The organism is Labrys sedimenti, assembly GCF_034424805.1.
GTDB lineage: Bacteria > Pseudomonadota > Alphaproteobacteria > Rhizobiales > Labraceae > Labrys > Labrys sedimenti.
In genome coordinates, this window is record NZ_JAXOUF010000003.1 from 417,820 (window position 1) to 432,372 (window position 14,553).

At 66.1% G+C, this 14,553-nt stretch carries 15 protein-coding genes; 3 read left to right on the forward strand and 12 right to left on the reverse strand.

The features are described 5' to 3' along the window. Position 1: 1 nt before the first annotated feature. From U1R88_RS13545 to U1R88_RS13585, 9 genes are all read right to left on the reverse strand, one after another. A complete protein-coding gene (locus U1R88_RS13545) occupies positions 2–1,510 on the reverse strand; it encodes an amidohydrolase (protein ID WP_322431689.1) in 1,509 nt (502 codons plus the stop codon). Continuing rightward, positions 1,507–1,935, reverse strand: coding sequence for a VOC family protein (locus U1R88_RS13550; protein WP_322431690.1), 429 nt, complete (start codon positions 1,933–1,935; stop codon positions 1,507–1,509). The genes U1R88_RS13545 and U1R88_RS13550 overlap by 4 nt, the downstream gene beginning before the upstream one ends. Position 1,936: 1 nt before the next feature. Continuing rightward, on the reverse strand, positions 1,937–2,830 hold the full coding sequence (locus U1R88_RS13555) for an ABC transporter permease (RefSeq protein WP_322431691.1): 894 nt from the start codon (positions 2,828–2,830) through the stop codon (positions 1,937–1,939). Further along, entirely contained in the window at positions 2,827–3,876 is a 1,050-nt protein-coding gene (locus U1R88_RS13560; RefSeq protein WP_322431692.1) for an ABC transporter permease, read from the reverse strand. The genes U1R88_RS13555 and U1R88_RS13560 overlap by 4 nt, the downstream gene beginning before the upstream one ends. Then, entirely contained in the window at positions 3,873–5,435 is a 1,563-nt protein-coding gene (locus tag U1R88_RS13565) for an ABC transporter ATP-binding protein (protein ID WP_322431693.1), read from the reverse strand. The genes U1R88_RS13560 and U1R88_RS13565 overlap by 4 nt, the downstream gene beginning before the upstream one ends. A 235-nt stretch (positions 5,436–5,670) precedes the next feature. Further along, entirely contained in the window at positions 5,671–6,723 is a 1,053-nt protein-coding gene (locus tag U1R88_RS13570; RefSeq protein ID WP_322431694.1) for a BMP family ABC transporter substrate-binding protein, read from the reverse strand. 74 nt (positions 6,724–6,797) lie between these two features. After that, positions 6,798–7,127 carry an NIPSNAP family protein gene (locus tag U1R88_RS13575; RefSeq protein ID WP_322431695.1) on the reverse strand — a complete coding sequence of 110 codons (330 nt, stop codon included), beginning with the start codon at positions 7,125–7,127 and terminating at the stop codon, positions 6,798–6,800. A gap of 16 nt (positions 7,128–7,143) precedes the next feature. After that, positions 7,144–8,772: a GMC family oxidoreductase gene (locus U1R88_RS13580; RefSeq protein ID WP_322431696.1), complete on the reverse strand. Its 1,629-nt coding sequence runs from the start codon at positions 8,770–8,772 to the stop codon at positions 7,144–7,146. A 4-nt stretch (positions 8,773–8,776) separates the two neighbouring features. After that, the gene (locus U1R88_RS13585) at positions 8,777–9,616 is read right to left on the reverse strand and encodes a uracil-DNA glycosylase family protein (RefSeq protein WP_322431697.1); all 840 of its coding nucleotides are present in this window, start codon (positions 9,614–9,616) and stop codon (positions 8,777–8,779) included. Positions 9,617–9,776: 160 nt separating this feature from the next. Between U1R88_RS13585 and U1R88_RS13590 the strand changes: the two genes are divergently transcribed. Continuing rightward, complete coding sequence (locus U1R88_RS13590; protein ID WP_322431698.1) at positions 9,777–10,442, forward strand: TetR family transcriptional regulator C-terminal domain-containing protein; 666 nt, start codon at positions 9,777–9,779, stop codon at positions 10,440–10,442. Positions 10,443–10,528: 86 nt separating this feature from the next. Here U1R88_RS13590 and U1R88_RS13595 read toward each other — a convergent pair whose 3' ends face one another. Beyond that, positions 10,529–10,810, reverse strand: a complete 282-nt coding sequence (locus U1R88_RS13595) for an HU family DNA-binding protein (RefSeq protein ID WP_068297566.1) — start codon at positions 10,808–10,810, stop codon at positions 10,529–10,531. Positions 10,811–11,137: 327 nt separating this feature from the next. On the opposite strand from U1R88_RS13595, the gene U1R88_RS13600 reads away from it, so the two are divergent. After that, positions 11,138–11,686 carry a methylated-DNA--[protein]-cysteine S-methyltransferase gene (locus tag U1R88_RS13600; protein WP_322431699.1) on the forward strand — a complete coding sequence of 183 codons (549 nt, stop codon included), beginning with the start codon at positions 11,138–11,140 and terminating at the stop codon, positions 11,684–11,686. Between the two features lie 63 nt (positions 11,687–11,749). On the opposite strand, the gene U1R88_RS13605 is transcribed toward U1R88_RS13600, so the two are convergent. Continuing rightward, positions 11,750–12,301: a TetR/AcrR family transcriptional regulator gene (locus U1R88_RS13605; RefSeq protein ID WP_322431700.1), complete on the reverse strand. Its 552-nt coding sequence runs from the start codon at positions 12,299–12,301 to the stop codon at positions 11,750–11,752. Positions 12,302–12,395: 94 nt separating this feature from the next. On the opposite strand from U1R88_RS13605, the gene U1R88_RS13610 reads away from it, so the two are divergent. Further along, positions 12,396–13,184, forward strand: coding sequence for an SDR family NAD(P)-dependent oxidoreductase (locus tag U1R88_RS13610; RefSeq protein ID WP_322431701.1), 789 nt, complete (start codon positions 12,396–12,398; stop codon positions 13,182–13,184). Between the two features lie 109 nt (positions 13,185–13,293). On the opposite strand, the gene U1R88_RS13615 is transcribed toward U1R88_RS13610, so the two are convergent. After that, positions 13,294–14,514, reverse strand: coding sequence for an enolase C-terminal domain-like protein (locus tag U1R88_RS13615; protein ID WP_322431702.1), 1,221 nt, complete (start codon positions 14,512–14,514; stop codon positions 13,294–13,296). Between the last annotated feature and the right edge of the window lie 39 nt (positions 14,515–14,553).

Below are 14,553 nucleotides of genomic sequence, written 5' to 3' on the forward strand. Positions count from 1 at the left end.
CTCACCCGCGTGATGCGATGTATCGGTCCATGCCGATCTCCTCGGCCGTGGCGCGGCGATGGATCTCATTGAAATAGGGATGAAAGATGCTGTTACGGGCCTCGATCTCGGCATGGTCAGCCAGGAGGGCCGGCATGGCTTCGCGAATTTCGGCCAGGACGGCCTCCTCGTCGATGCGGGTCAGGCGGCCCTGTTCCACCACGATCTCGCCCTCGACCATCACGCGTTCGATCGAAGCACCGTTCTCGGCATGGACGAGTTGCCTGACGATGTCGTTGAGCGGCGTGAAGGCCAGGCTGTCGAGCCGGAGCATGATCAGGTCGGCGCGCTTGCCGATTTCGAGCGAGCCGGTGAGTTCGCCCAGGAGAGCCGTGCGCGCGCCGCCCGAGGTGGCGGCCTTGAGGATTTCCGTAGCCGAGACCCAGCGCTCATGATCCGGACCGGTGGCGCTCTGCACCAGCGCGGCCGTGCGCATCACGTCGAAGATGCGGGCGGTGTCGTTGGATGAGACGCCGTCGGTGCCGAGGCCGATACTGACGCCGGCATCGATGAGGCGCCGCAACGGTGCGATGCCGGCGCCGAGCTTCAGGTTGGAGACGGCATTATGGGCGACGGAGCAGCCCGCCGCGCCCATCAGGGCGATATCGTCCTCATCGACCCAGACGGAGTGGGCGATGGTGATGCCTGAGTGCAGCAGGTCGAGATCGTGCAGATAGCGGATCAGGCTCTTGCCGTGAAAGAGCTGGCCGGTCACCGCCTGGGTCTTGGTCTCCAGGATATGGGTATGGAACGGCACATGCCATTGCCGGGCCAGTTCGTCGCAGGCCAGCATCAGCTCGGGCGTGCAGCGCTGGGGCGCGGAAGGCGCGATCATGAAGCGCAGCCGCCCGGCCCTGTCCTGGAAAGCCGCCAGAGCGGAGCGGCAATAGTCGACATAGGCGGACGCGGTAATCGGCGGGCCGAAATCGAGTCTCGCCTGCAGGTCTGCCGGCATGATCTGCCGGCCATAGGCGACGGCATCCAGCGGGTGGATATTCATCACCGCGCTGGAGACATTGGCGCGGATGCCGGCATCCTCATAGGCACGGAACACGGTGCCGAGCCGGTCGAGATCGTGACGGGGCGGGTCGAAGAAATCGTCGCACAGCAGGGTGACGCCGCCCTTCAGCGATTCCATCGCGAGCAGCAGCGTGCGCAGATAGAGCAGGCGCGGCGGCAGCAGCGGGCCCATCAGCAGCGGATAGGCATAGAGCAGCCACAGTTCCAGCGGCAGGCGTTCATAACGCCCCCGAAAGAAGGTTTCGCCGGAATGAGTGTGGGCGTTGACGAGGCCCGGCATCACCAGCCGGCCGCGCGCGTCGATCTCGGTCGCGCCGGGGTGGTCGCCGAGATCAGGGCCGATGGCGGCGATGCAATTGCCCTCGACCAGGATGTCGCCCCCGAAGGGCGTGCTGCCATGCTCGCCGCCCATGGCAAGGATGGTGGCGTTGCGGATCAGGACCCTGCTCATGCCAGTTTCCCCGGTGCGCCGCCGTCGAGCCAGGCATAAAGTTCCCAGACCTCGCCGTCCGGGCCGGAGAAATAGCAGCAGCGCGCGTTCCAGGCATAGTCGGCCGGTGGCCTTTGGAAGCTCACGCCCTTCGCGACGAGTTCGGCATGGCAGGCGTCGAGTTCGGTGGGCGAGGGCATCAGCACGGCGATCAGCACATTGTGATGGCCGGTGCCGCGCTCGGCCGACAGGCCGGCATGCTGGCTGATATGGCCGATCTCCCACAGCGCCAGCGTTAGCCCGGCGCTGTTGAAATCGGCGAAGCCGGGGGCGCGATGCTTCAGGGTGAAGCCGAGCTTGCCGGTATAGAAGGCGATCGAGCGTTCGATGTCCGCGGTGAGGATGCAGACATCGCTGATCGCATGGCGTTGGGCAAAGGCCGTCATGTCAATAATCCCGTAATTCGCCGCCTGTCGCGGCCGCCTTGACGCCGCCGCGCAACTGCCCGCTGACCCACACGCCCAGCACGGTGGCGAGATAAGGCAGCGCGAGCAGGAGATCGCGGGGCACCTTGTCGCCGAAGACGAGCTGGGCCCGGATGCCGAGAGCATCGACGACGGAAAAGAACAGCGCGGCCAGGGCCGAGCCGATGGGATGTCCGCCGCCGAAGATCACCGAGGCAAAGCCCATGAAGCCGCGGCCGGCCGTCATGTTGATGCTGAAGAGCTGGAGCGTGCCGAGCGCCAGTTCGGCACCACCGAGGGCGCAGAGCACGCCACCGCCCATCAGGGCGATCAGGCGCATGCGGGCCGGCGCCACGCCCACGCTGCGGGCGGCGAAGGGATGTTCGCCGCAGGCCGTCAATTGCAGGCCGAAGCGGGTGCGCCGCACGATGACCCAGAGCGCCAGCACCACGAAGGGCATGGCGATCACCAGCACGGAGAGCACCCCGAAGGGGCCGAAGGCCTCGCCGAGCCGGGGCAGTCCCCGGCCGGCCATCACCGAAGCCTGGCTGCCATAGATGGCCTGGACGGCGAGATCCGTGCCGCCGAGCCCGAGGCCGGTGAGGCCGAGGCCGGCGATGATGGGATGGGCGCGCAACTTCTCGACCACGAACCACAGCAGCATCGAGCCGAGCACGCAGACCACGATCGCAAGGCCGAGGCCAAAGGCGACCGAGCCGGATTTGGCGGTGCCGACGGCGGCGGCGCAGGCGCCCGCGATCATCAGTCCTTCCAGGCCGAGATTCCAGATGCCGGCGCGCTGGGCCAGCATGCCGGCCATGGCCACATAGATCAGCGGCGTGCCCGAGCGCAGGATGGCAATGAGGATGTCGCTCATGGCTGGGTCCTCCGCGCCGGCAGGCGCCGCTTGATGAAGCCGGGCAGCAGCCAGGTGCGCGCCGTGATGAACAGGGCGATGGCGGCGTTGATCACGTCGATGGCGGCGGCCGGCAGGCCGGCGATCACCGGCAGATAGAGGCTGGCGGCGGCAAGGCCGCCAAAGAACAGCGAGACGATGGCCGCACCGGCCACGGAGAGCCCCGCGACGAGGGCGATCAGGATCGCGGTGAAGCCATGGCCGGGCAGGAAGCCGCTGACCAAGCGGCCATTGGGACCGAGCAGCTCGATCGAGCCGGCGAGGCCCGCCAGCGCGCCGCTGATCAGGAAGGCCGACAGCCCAAGGCGGGAGAGCCGGGCGCCCTGCCACGCGATCATCACCGCATTGCGGCCAGCAAGGCTCGAGAGCACGCCATAAGCGGTGCGGTTCACCAGGAGCCAGACCAGCACCAGAACCAGCACGGACAGCGCGATCATGGTGGGCGAGACACCGGCCGAGGTGGCGATGCGGTAGGCTGAGGCGACGGGCCGGCTTGCCGTGACCTGTCCGGTGCCGGAGGGATCCTTCAGCGGGCCGGAGGTGACATACACCAGGAGCAGGCCGGCCATGAAATTGCCCATCAGCGTGGTGATCACCTCATCGGTGCCGTAGCGCAGCCTGAGGAAGCCGGGCCAGGCCGCCCACAGGGCGCCCGCCAGCATGCCGGCCAGCATGGCCGATGGCACCACCACCAATGTGGGTGCCCCGTTGAGCAATTCGACGGCGGTCGCAGCTCCGATGGCGCCGAGGTAGAACTGGCCCTGCGCGCCGACGTTGAAATAGCCGCAGCGAAAGCAGACCAGCACGCCGGCGGCGGTGATCGCCAGCGGCAGGGCCCAGCGCAGGCTCTTCATCAGGGCGTTGGGGGAGGTAAAGGCGCCGTCGGCGATGCTGCGGAACATCTCCGGGGCCGAATAGCCGGCAAATTCGAACGCGATGCCGCACAGGCCGAGGGCCAAGGCGACGAAACTGACGGCGCGCAGGATGGCGAGGAGGCGGGAGGTCATGCGGCCTGCTCCAGGCTGACGTCGCCGACCATGGCCTGGCCCACCGCCGCGATCTCGAAGGGGGCGGTGAATTCGGCGACGATGCGGCCGGAAAACATCACCACCACGCGGTCGGCGATATCGAAGAGCTCGTCGAGATCAGAGGAGATCAAGAGGACGCCGCAACCCTGGTCGCGGCTGGCCCTCAGCGCCCGCCAGACGAAGGCGGTGGCGCCGATGTCGAGGCCGCGGGTGGGCTGGGCCGCAATCACAAGCCGCGCGGTCTCGTCGATCTCGCGAGCGAGGATGACCTTCTGGGCATTGCCCCCCGAGAGGGAGCCAGCCGGCTGGGTGGTGGTGGCGAAGCGCACATCCCAGCCCTGCAGGCTGACCTGGCAGGCCTTGCGCAGCCGGGCCGGCGCCACGAAGGAGAGGATGCGCCCGAGCAGCAGGCTGCGGGCGGACCAGTTCTCCCACAGGGAACTGGTCAGGCTCAGGCCCTCGCTGTTGCGGTCGAAGGGAATGATGCGCAGGCCGGCGGCACGACGCTCCAGCAGAGGGCGCCTGGTGACGTCTCGTCCGTCGAGCGCGATCGAGCCACGCTCCAGGCCGACGAGCCCGGCGAGGGCGCGGACCAGCGTCTGCTGGCCATTGCCCTCGACACCGGCGATGCCGACGATCTCGCCGGTGCGGATGGTGAGGCTGGCCTGGTCGAGCGGGCGCCCTTCGCCATCGGGGCGGGTGGTGACGGCCTTCATCTCGAGGATGGGCGCCGTACCGGGCCTCGAGGCGGCATGGGGAGCGGGCGCGGCGGCGTCGCCGACGAGGGCAGCCTTGTCCGCCTTGTCGAGGCCGGCGGCGGTGCCGATGATCGAATTGGCGAGGCGGGCGGCATCGATCTCGCCGACGGGCACGCAGGCCTCGATCAGGCGCCCGCCGCGCAGGACGCTGACGGTCTCGGCGATGCCGAGCACCTCGCGGATCTTGTGCAGGATCAGGATGATGGTGACGCCGCGTTCGCGCAGGCCGCGCAGGCGCTCGAACAAGGTATCGATGCCCGAGGGCGACAGTACGGCGGTGGGTTCGTCCAGGATCAGGATGCGGGCATCGGTCACCAAGGCGCGGGCGATCTCGACGGCCTGGCGGGTTTCCACCGGCAGGTCGCGGATGCGGGCGCGCGGATCGACCTCGACGCCGAGGCCTTCGAGATGGGCGGCCCAGCGCGTCCTCAGCGCCTTGGCGGAGAACAGCGCGCCGCGGCCCTGCGCCCCGAATTCCATGGCTTCGGCCACGGTGAAGGAGGGCGGCAGGGCAAAGCTCTGATGCACGAGCTCGACCCCGGCGGCACGGGCGGCATTGACCTTGCCGAGCGGCACGGGCTGTCCCCCGATCAACAATTGCCCGGAGGAGGGCCTGACGATGCCGGCGCAGACGCGGGCGAAGGTGGTCTTGCCGGCGCCGTTCTGCCCGACCACGGCATGGATGCGGCCCGCCTCGAACCCCAGGTTCACCTGGCTGAGAGCCGCGACCTCGCCGAAGAGGACGCTGACATCGCCGCAGGCGAGGGCGGGCTGGGGCATGGGTGACTTCCCGGATGCAAGGGCCATGGGGCTGCGTCCTGTCGGTTGATGGGCTATCGCTACAGTCGTGATTTGGCGGAGACCGTGGGTTGGCGTCATTGCGAGCGCAGCGAAGCAATCCAGGAGCCACGTGCGACGCGTTTTACCAAGACTGGATTGCTTCGCTGCGCTCGCAATGACGGAGAAAATGTCATCGCAAGTGTAACCACGACTGTAGCCAGGCAGGCTTCGCGCTCTACAGCTTGGTGTCGAGCGGTACCTTCAGCGTCCCGGCGATGATCTCCTTCTTCGCCTTCTCGATGTCGGGCCAGATCTCCTTGGCCTTGGCGACGAGATCGGCCGGGCCTTCCTTGAGGAAGGTGTCCGAAAGCTCGAAGTCGATCACGCCGGTGTCGATGCCGGTGGCGACATGATGCCCCTTCCAGCCCTCGGCCAGGGCCTTGCTGACTTCCTGATAGAGCGACAGGCCGAAATCGAGTTTGACGATGGCGGCGACCGCCTTGGGGCCGAGCTTGTACTGCTCCCGGGAGATGGCGCTGACCAGGCGGCCGGGCGCCTCGGTGGCGGCCTGGATGATGCCGGTGTCGGTGGCGGCCGAGTCTGTCTGGATATAGTCGACGCCGGACTGGAACAGCTGATTGGCGATCTCGTGGCCCTTGGCGGGGTCCTGGAACGAACCGGCGAAAGCGCCGGTGAACTTGATATTGGGGCCGATCACCGCCGCGGCTGCCTTGAGGGCGTTGAGATCGGCGATCTGGCCGGGAATGCTGGCGCCGCCGATATAGCCGATCGCACCCGTCTTGGAGATGCGGCTGCCGAACAGGCCGGAGAGGTAGCAGCCCAGATAATAGTCATAGGCCACCGTCACCACATTGGGGATCGCGGGCTCGAACGGGTCGGCGTAGAGCTGCACGAATTTGGTGTTGGGATATTCGGGCGCCACCGCCTTGAAGGGCTCGGCGACCTCGTTGAAGGTCGAGACCACCACGCTGGCGCCGGCATCGCCGAGGCTGCGGAAGATCGATTCATAGGTCGCCGCGTCCTGCGCATAGATGATGCGGGTGGCAAAGCCCTTTTCGCCGGCCAGCTTCTTGAGCGAGGCGATCATGCCGTCCACCGGGCCGTTGTCGCCGGCAGCCTGGGTATGCACCAGCGCCACCAGGCCTTCGGCGGCCCGGGCCTGGCCCGACAGCAAGCCAAATGCCGCCGCGCCGGCGGTACCGATGAGGAATTGGCGGCGCGATGCCGAATACCGGAACAGGCCGGCACCGGAGGGAGTCTTGGTCATCTGTGAGTTCCCTTTTCTTGATCTGGATGGCTTGGTTCTTGTTGTTTGCCGGAACGCTTGTGCGCCCCGGATGGTCAGGCCGCCGGCAAGGGCGGGCAGATCGCGGTCGGCTTGAGCATCTTGACCTCCTGCGAGATCATGGCGTCGAGGGCCCAGACTTCGTCGATGAACTTGGTCCAGGCCGGGTCGGCCGCCATGGCGGCGCGGCGCGTCTCGCGGTCGCCGAGGCCCTGATAGGCCCACATCATCACGATCTGGTGCAGCGGGCCGATTTCGCTGATCCACAGGCCCATGAAAGTGCCCAGATGCTTCTTCTGGATAGGCAAGCCCTCGGTCTCGTATTTCCTGAGCCAGCGGTCGAGTTGGCCGGGCTTGAAACTGTAGGTGCGCTGTTCGACGATCATGGCGGCTTTTTCCGGCTCAGGATTTGGCGTTGAGGATGAAATCGGCGGCCCGCTCTCCGATCATGATGGTCGGCGCATTGGTGTTGCCGCTGGAGATGATCGGCATGATCGAGGCGTCGGCGACCCGCAGCCCCGCCACGCCGTGGACCTTGAGTTCGGCATCGACCACGGCTTCGGCGTCATTGCCCATCTTGCAGGTGCCGACCGGATGCAGCGTGGTCAGGGCGGAGGCACGCAGCCAGGCCAGCAGCTCGTCGTCGCCGAGCACGCCGGGGCCCGGCGCCAATTCCTTGCCGCGATAGGCATCGAAGGCCGGCTGGGCGATGACCTCGCGCATCATGCGGATGGCCGATATCATGGTCTTGCGGTCGAATTCGGTGGCGAGGTAGTTGGCGCGGATCAAGGGCGCCGCCGCCGGATCGGCGGAGCGCAGCGTGATGGTGCCCCGGCTCTCCGGATTGACCGGGCCGACGCGGATGGTGAAGCCGTGATTGGCCTCCACTGCCTGCTTGCGGAAGGGATTGGGCCAATGGAGATTGGCGGTCTTCTCCAGCGCCGGCATGAAGTGGGCCTGGATGTCGGGCGCCACCAGGTCGGGCCGCGACTTCATGAAGGCGCCGGCCTCATAGGGAAAGGTGGTGGTGATGCCGGTGCCCAGCACCATGCCCTGTGCGACCGAGGCGACCAGCTTGTCGGCGCGCAAATCGCCATAGAGCGTCACCGGCTGCTTGCATTCATAGCTCAGGCAGCAATCGACATGGTCCTGCAAGTTTCGCCCCACGCCCGGCAGATCATTAAGTACGGCGATGCCATGCTTAGCCAGCTCATCAGCCGGGCCGATGCCGGAAAGCATCAGGAGTTGGGGCGAGTTGACGGCGCCGCCGCACAGGATGACCTCACGCCGGACGCGCACGTTGCGTGCATGGCCGGCCTGGGTGAACTGAACGCCAATGGCGCGGCCGTTCTCCACGAGGATACGCTGACTGAGCGCGTTCACCTCCACCGTCAGGTTCGGGCGATCCAGGACGGGACGCAGGAAAGCATGGGATGTCGACCAGCGCTTGCCCTTGCGGATAGTGAAATCATAGCGTCCGAACCCTTCCTGTTCGGCACCGTTGAAATCGTCGTTGCGGGGATAGCCCGCCTGCACGCCCGCCTCGATGAAGACATCGAACAACCCGTTGCGGCCGCGGGCGCGGCAGACGGTGAGGGCGCCATCCGTGCCGTGGAAGGCACCATTGCGTTCGACATGGGCCTCGGAGCGGCGAAAGGCGGGCAGCACCTCGTCATAGGACCAGCCCGGCAGGCCCATCTGCGCCCAGCGATCATAGTCATGGGCGTTGCCGCGCACATAGATCATGCCGTTGATGGTGGAGGTGCCGCCGAGTGCCTTGCCGCGCGGCCAGTAGAGCGTGCGGTCGTTGAGATGGGGCTCCGGTTCGGTGCGGTAGTTCCAGTTGTAGAGGCCGGAATTGAAGAGCTTGCCCATCAGCATGGGCAGGCGGAACAGCGGATTGCGGTCGCGTCCACCCGCTTCGAGCAGCAATACGCGATTGCCGGGATCCGCCGACAGGCGGTTGGCGACGACGCATCCCGCTGAACCGGCGCCGATGATCACATAGTCGTACTCGGCGTCACGAGACATGGCTTCACCAATCGATGGGAGCGGCGCCGAGCGCCTTGAGCCGCTCATTGCCGAGAATGAAGGGATTGGGCAGGCCGAGCACCGCGTCGCCCCGGGCGGGGTGCTCGCGCAGGATGCAATCGGGGCCTTCCGGAATGCCGGCGGCCTGCAGGGTCTGCGCCGCGGCCTCGCCGAAGCCGAGGAAGACCATGGGCCGGCCTGCGCCGGCGAGATGGCGCAGCGCGGCAATCATCAAGGGGCGCCACAGCGGCAGATGACCTCGGCTCTGATGCGGATCGATGCCGACCTGGAAGCGGCTGAGGGTCAGCGAGGCGTTGAGCAGCAGGGCCCCGCTGGCTACCCAGCGATCGGCCACCGCATGGGCCGGCTCGAGCTCGACGGTGCCGGCCTCGATGGCGGCGCGCAGGCGTGGCCAGTCGGCGGTGCTGCTGGTCCAGCCCGCCTCGCCGGTGCGGGCGGCGACGATCATCTGCATCACCGTGCGGATGCTGACCGAGAACATCTTTTCGAGCTCGCGCCATTGCGCGACATTGCCGGCCTCGAAGGCGCGGCCGGTCGAAAAGTCGGGACTGGGATAGGGGTCCTGGCCCAGCACCACGCAGCGCACCTGGGCCGGTTCGAGGCCGTCGAAGGCCCGCAGCATATGCGCGCCCTTGGGTTGGCCCGGAAAGAGGCGCCCCTTGCGTACCGGGAACACCGGTTCCCACGGCTCCAGCGCCAGATTGCCATCCATGTCGGCGAAGCCCAGCTCGACCGGACCGAGGATTTCGCGCCAGGCGGGCGACAGGTCGGCCTGCCAGCCGTCCAGCACTTCCTCCATGACGTGACGCAATGATGCCGGCATGGTCCTGCTTTCCCCTCGTTGCGAGAAGGATAGGCAAAACCTGACCAAAACGTCAAGTTATGAGTTGAAAAAATCTGACGCTTCGGTCAGGTTTTGACATCGGGTCCCGATACCGGCATGTCCGGGGCACGGGACGCATTGCACAGTGCGGGAGGCGAAAGTGGCGACGACCAGCGCAAAGAAGGCGCGTAGGGACGGCTCGGACAGCGAGGAGCGCATCCGGGCGCGCAACGAGGCCGCGATCCTGACTGCCGCGATCGACCTGTTCGCCCGCAAGGGTTTCGATGGCACGCGGATCGCCGAGGTCGCCGAGCACTCGGGGTTGCCCAAGGCGAATGTCTATTATTACTTCCCGGCCAAGGAGGATATCTACCGTGCCTTGATCGACCGGCTGCTTGCCAGCTGGGATACGGCGCTGGAGGAATTGCAGCCCGAGCGCGATCCGGCCGAGGCGATCATGGCCTATATCCGGGCCAAGCTCGACTATTCGCGCCGCTTCGCGGCCCAGTCGAAACTGTTCGCCAACGAGATCCTCAGCGGTGCGAAATTCCTCGACAAGGCCGGCCGCGGCCATGTCAAGCAGGCGACCCGGGCCAAGGCCGCCGTGATCGAAGGCTGGATCGCCGCCGGCAGGATGGCGCCGATCGCCATTCCGCATTTCTTCATCATGCTGTGGAGCACGACGCAGTTCTACGCCGATTTCGAGGTGCTGGCCTGCGATGCCATGGAAGTCAGCCGGCTGACCAAGAAGGATTTCGAGGCCGCAGCGCTCGCCATCGGCGAGATCGTGCTGCACGGCTGCGGCCTTGCAATGCCGCCTAGCTGAGGGGGGAAGCTTACGCGCAAAATAAAACGGGACGGTGTCTCACTGACACCGTCCCGTGTTTGAAACGGGGCTTGCGGCCCGCGAAATCAGCCGTTCACGGCATCCTTGAGCGCCTTGGCGGGCTGGAAGACCACCTTCTTGGAAGCGGCGATCTTGATGGTGGCGCCGGTGGAAGGGTTGCGGCCTTCGCGTGCGGGCTTGGCCTGCACCTTGAACTTACCGAAGCCGTTCAGGGAGACTTCCTCACCCTTGACAGCCGCTTCGGTGATCCCTTTCAGAACGTCCTCTACAGCTGCCTTAGCGGCAGTCTTAGTCAGGCCATGAGCGGCGGCAATACGGTCGGCAAGATCGCTGGTGCTGACAGGCATGATGTTATCCTTTCGATGATTCGTCCGATCGCGTTATCGCATGACCGGTTCGATATCGCCATCGCATGTACACCGGAAACGCACGGAAATCCTGCTTTTTTCACCGATATGAACGGATTTCCTTGCGCTCAACCCTTGTTTGGAACGGTTTGAATTTGCAAACGCCTGCCTGGCCATGCCGTTCGGTAAAGTAAAGGCCTTTTTGGTGGAGTTTTAGATGACGCCACGCGACTGGCGAATAATACTTGCCGACCATAGATATCGGGTGGAAGCGCGGGGCTTTCTGCGGTGATATCGCGGCAAGTTCAACCACAGGGAGACGAAGCGATGACTTCCCCCCATTTTGCCTTGTTCGACACCGAAATCGGCACTTGCGCCCTGGCCTGGGGCGAGAGGGGCCTGGTCAGCGTGCAACTGCCCTCCCATAGCCCGGCGGGCCTGCGGGCGCGCATGCTGCGCTCCCTTCCGGGGGTGACAGAGGTCGAGCCGCCGGCGCCGGTTCGCCAGGCCATCACGGCGATCCGGGCCTTGCTGGCGGGGGAGGCCGCCGATCTCGGCTTCATCGAGCTCGACATGACCACCGTGCCGGAATTCAATCGCCGGGTCTATGCCGTGGCGCGGGCCATCCCCCCGGGCTCGACCATGACCTATGGCGAAATCGCCAAGCAATTGGGCGATCCCCTGCTGGCGCGCGATGTCGGCCAGGCCATGGGGCAGAACCCGTTCACCATCGTGATGCCCTGCCATCGGGTGATGGCGGCCGGCGGCAAGTTCGGCGGTTTTTCGGCCTATGGCGGCGTGGCGACCAAGCGCCGCCTGCTCGAGATCGAAGGCGCCTTGCCAAAGCCGGAACCGACCTTGTTCGGCTGGGCTTGAGCCTGAGCGGCTCGGACCGTATGGATGAGCGCCGGCGGCCCGGCGAGGAAAAGTCGGGCTTCGTCACGAACCGGCCATGTGCCGGAGCGTCGCCGACAGGATCTCGTCGGATAGGGCAGGATCGTCGGCGATGCGGGCCAGGATGACGGCGCCGACCATGGCGGCCCAGCCGGCGATCGCGGCGTTGCGCCGTTCCTGCGGCGTTTCCCCGGGAGCGGTCGCGCTGAAATCCTCGATCTGCTCGCGCAGGGAGCGGGTCAGCACGGCACGGATATCCTGTGACCCGCGCACGGCTTCGGTGCCGAGCGCGGCAAAGGGGCACCCCTCGGCACGTGCGTCACGGTGCCTGCGGCTGAGATAGGCCGTTGCATAGTCGGCCATCGTCCGGCCCGGGGTTTTGGCACCTTCGGACTGGGACAGCACATGGGCGAGCGCCTGGGCGATCAGGTCCTCCTTCGACTTGAAGTGACCGTAGAAGCCGCCATGGGTGAGCCCGGCGGCGGCCATGATCTGCGCGACGCTCACCCCTTCCAGACCCTTTTCCCGATAGAGACGCGCGGCTGCATCCAGGATGCGGTGGCGATGCTCGGCGACCTGCTCGCGGCTGACTTTCATGACGGGCTCTCCTGTCTCGCTTGACTTTATACATGATATCCATCATGAATGCATTATATATGATGACCATCATGAATAAGTTTGGAGAGATGCCATGACCAAATCCCTTCCCGCGGTTCTCATCACCGGTGCCTCGACCGGCATTGGCGCGACCTATGCCGAACGCTTCGCCCGGCGTGGCCATGACCTCGTGCTGGTGGCACGGGACGAGGCGCGCCTGACCGCGCTTGCCGGCCGCCTTCGCCAGGAGAACGGCGTTGCCGTCGATGTCCTGAAGGCGGACCTCACGAGCTCCGAGGATCTCGCGCGGGTCGAGGCTCGCCTGCGCGAGGATGCGAGGATCGGCATCCTGGTCAACAATGCCGGTGCGGCCGCCCATGGCGGCTTTGCCGACCAGGACCCGGAAGCGCTGGACAGGCTCATTCGCCTCAACGTGACGGCGCTGACGCGACTGGCCGGCGCGGTGACGCCTCGCTTCCTCGCCGCGGGCGCCGGTGCCATCGTCAATATCGCCTCGGTGGTGGCGCTGGCGCCGGAATTTTCCCTGGGCGTCTATGCGGCGACCAAGGCCTTCGTGCTGACCCTGTCGCAGGCCTTGCAGGTGGAACTCGGCCCGCGCGGCCTCTATGTCCAGGCCGTGCTGCCGGCGGCGACCCGCACCGAGATCTGGGAACGCTCCGGCCGCGACGTGAACGCGCTGGAAGGTGTGATGGAGGTCGGCGAATTGGTCGACGCCGCGCTGGTCGGCTTCGACAGGCGCGAAGCCGTCACCATTCCCCCCTTGCCGGATGCGGGGCAGTGGGAGGCCTTCGACGCTGCCCGCCGTGCCATGCTGCCGAATTTCCGGCAGGAGCATGCAGCCGAACGCTATCGGGCAGCCTGAACGGGCCTCCGGAGCAAAGTGCGATTTCTCTGAATCGCACTTTCTTTCTAACTCATTGTATGGACGTGTTTTTTAATCGAAAAGCCTATCAACTTTTCTGGAAAACGCTTTATTTCCGGGGATCGGCGAAGCGCTGTTCGGGCAGCATCGCATACCAGCCTGGGCGACCGGGGTCGCGGTCATAGGCATAGCCGCCGACCTCCCGGTAATGCTCGGCATAGCGCGCGAGCTTGTCGCGATCGAGCTCGACGCCGAGGCCCGGCCCTTGCGGCAGGGCGATGGCGCCGCCAACATAGCGCAGCGGGCCGCCGACGATGATGTCGTCGGTGAGATGGTGGTAATGCGCATCGGCGGCGAAGGAGAGGTTTGGCAGCGCGGCGCCCAGATGCAGCATCGAGGCGAGCTGGATGCCGAGTTCGCCTGAGGAGTGCACGGCAGCGCCGTATTGGAAGGTCTCCAGCACGGTGCCGGCCTTGTGGGCCTGGCGCAGGCCACCCCAGAAAGTGGTGTCGAGCAGCACGACGTCCACCGCTTCCAGGCGCAGATTGGCGGCGAGTTGCTCGAAATTCACCACCACCGTGTTGGTCGCGGTGGGAATGCGGACAAGGCTCCGCAAGCGGCGCATGCCTTCGAGGCCCCAGGTCGGGTCCTCGAAATAATCATTGTTGAGATCCTCGATCGCGCGCCCCACCCGGACCGCTTCCTCCACCGACCAGGCGGCATTGGGATCGAGGCGCAGCCGGTCGCCGGGGAAGGCGGCACCGAGAGCCCGGAACGTCTCGATATCGTGGTCCGGCGGGAAGACGCCGCCCTTCAGCTTGTGGCTGGTGAAGCCGTGCCGGGCCTTGAGCACGCGGGCATGGGCGACGATCTCGTCGGGGCTGGTTTCGCCGCCCTGGCCGCTCGCCTCGTGGGGGTAGCGGTAGAACAGATAGCTGGCAAAAGGAATCGTCTCGCGGATGGCCCCGCCGATCAGGTCGCAGGCGCGGATGCCGAGCTTCTTGCCGGCGGCATCCATGCAGGCCATTTCGATGGCGGCATGGAGCTGCATGCGATTGTTGTAGAGCGAAGCTGTAGGATTCATGATCTTCCAGCGCAGCTGTTCGAGCTGCAGGGGATCATGCCCCTGGAGATAGGGCAGCAAGGCGCGCACCGCGGCCTCGGCCGATTCACCGCCTCCGCCCATCTCGCCGAGCCCGATGATCCCCTCGTCGGTAATGACTTCCACGATGGTGCGGATGAAGCGGCCCCAATGCGCGCCGGCGGCATGGCGCAGCGGCGCTTCGAGCGGCACGGCGACGGTGGTGGCCTTGAGGTCGACGATCTTCATCGCACTATCCGATTGCAGGAAGAGAAGAGGGAGAAAGGA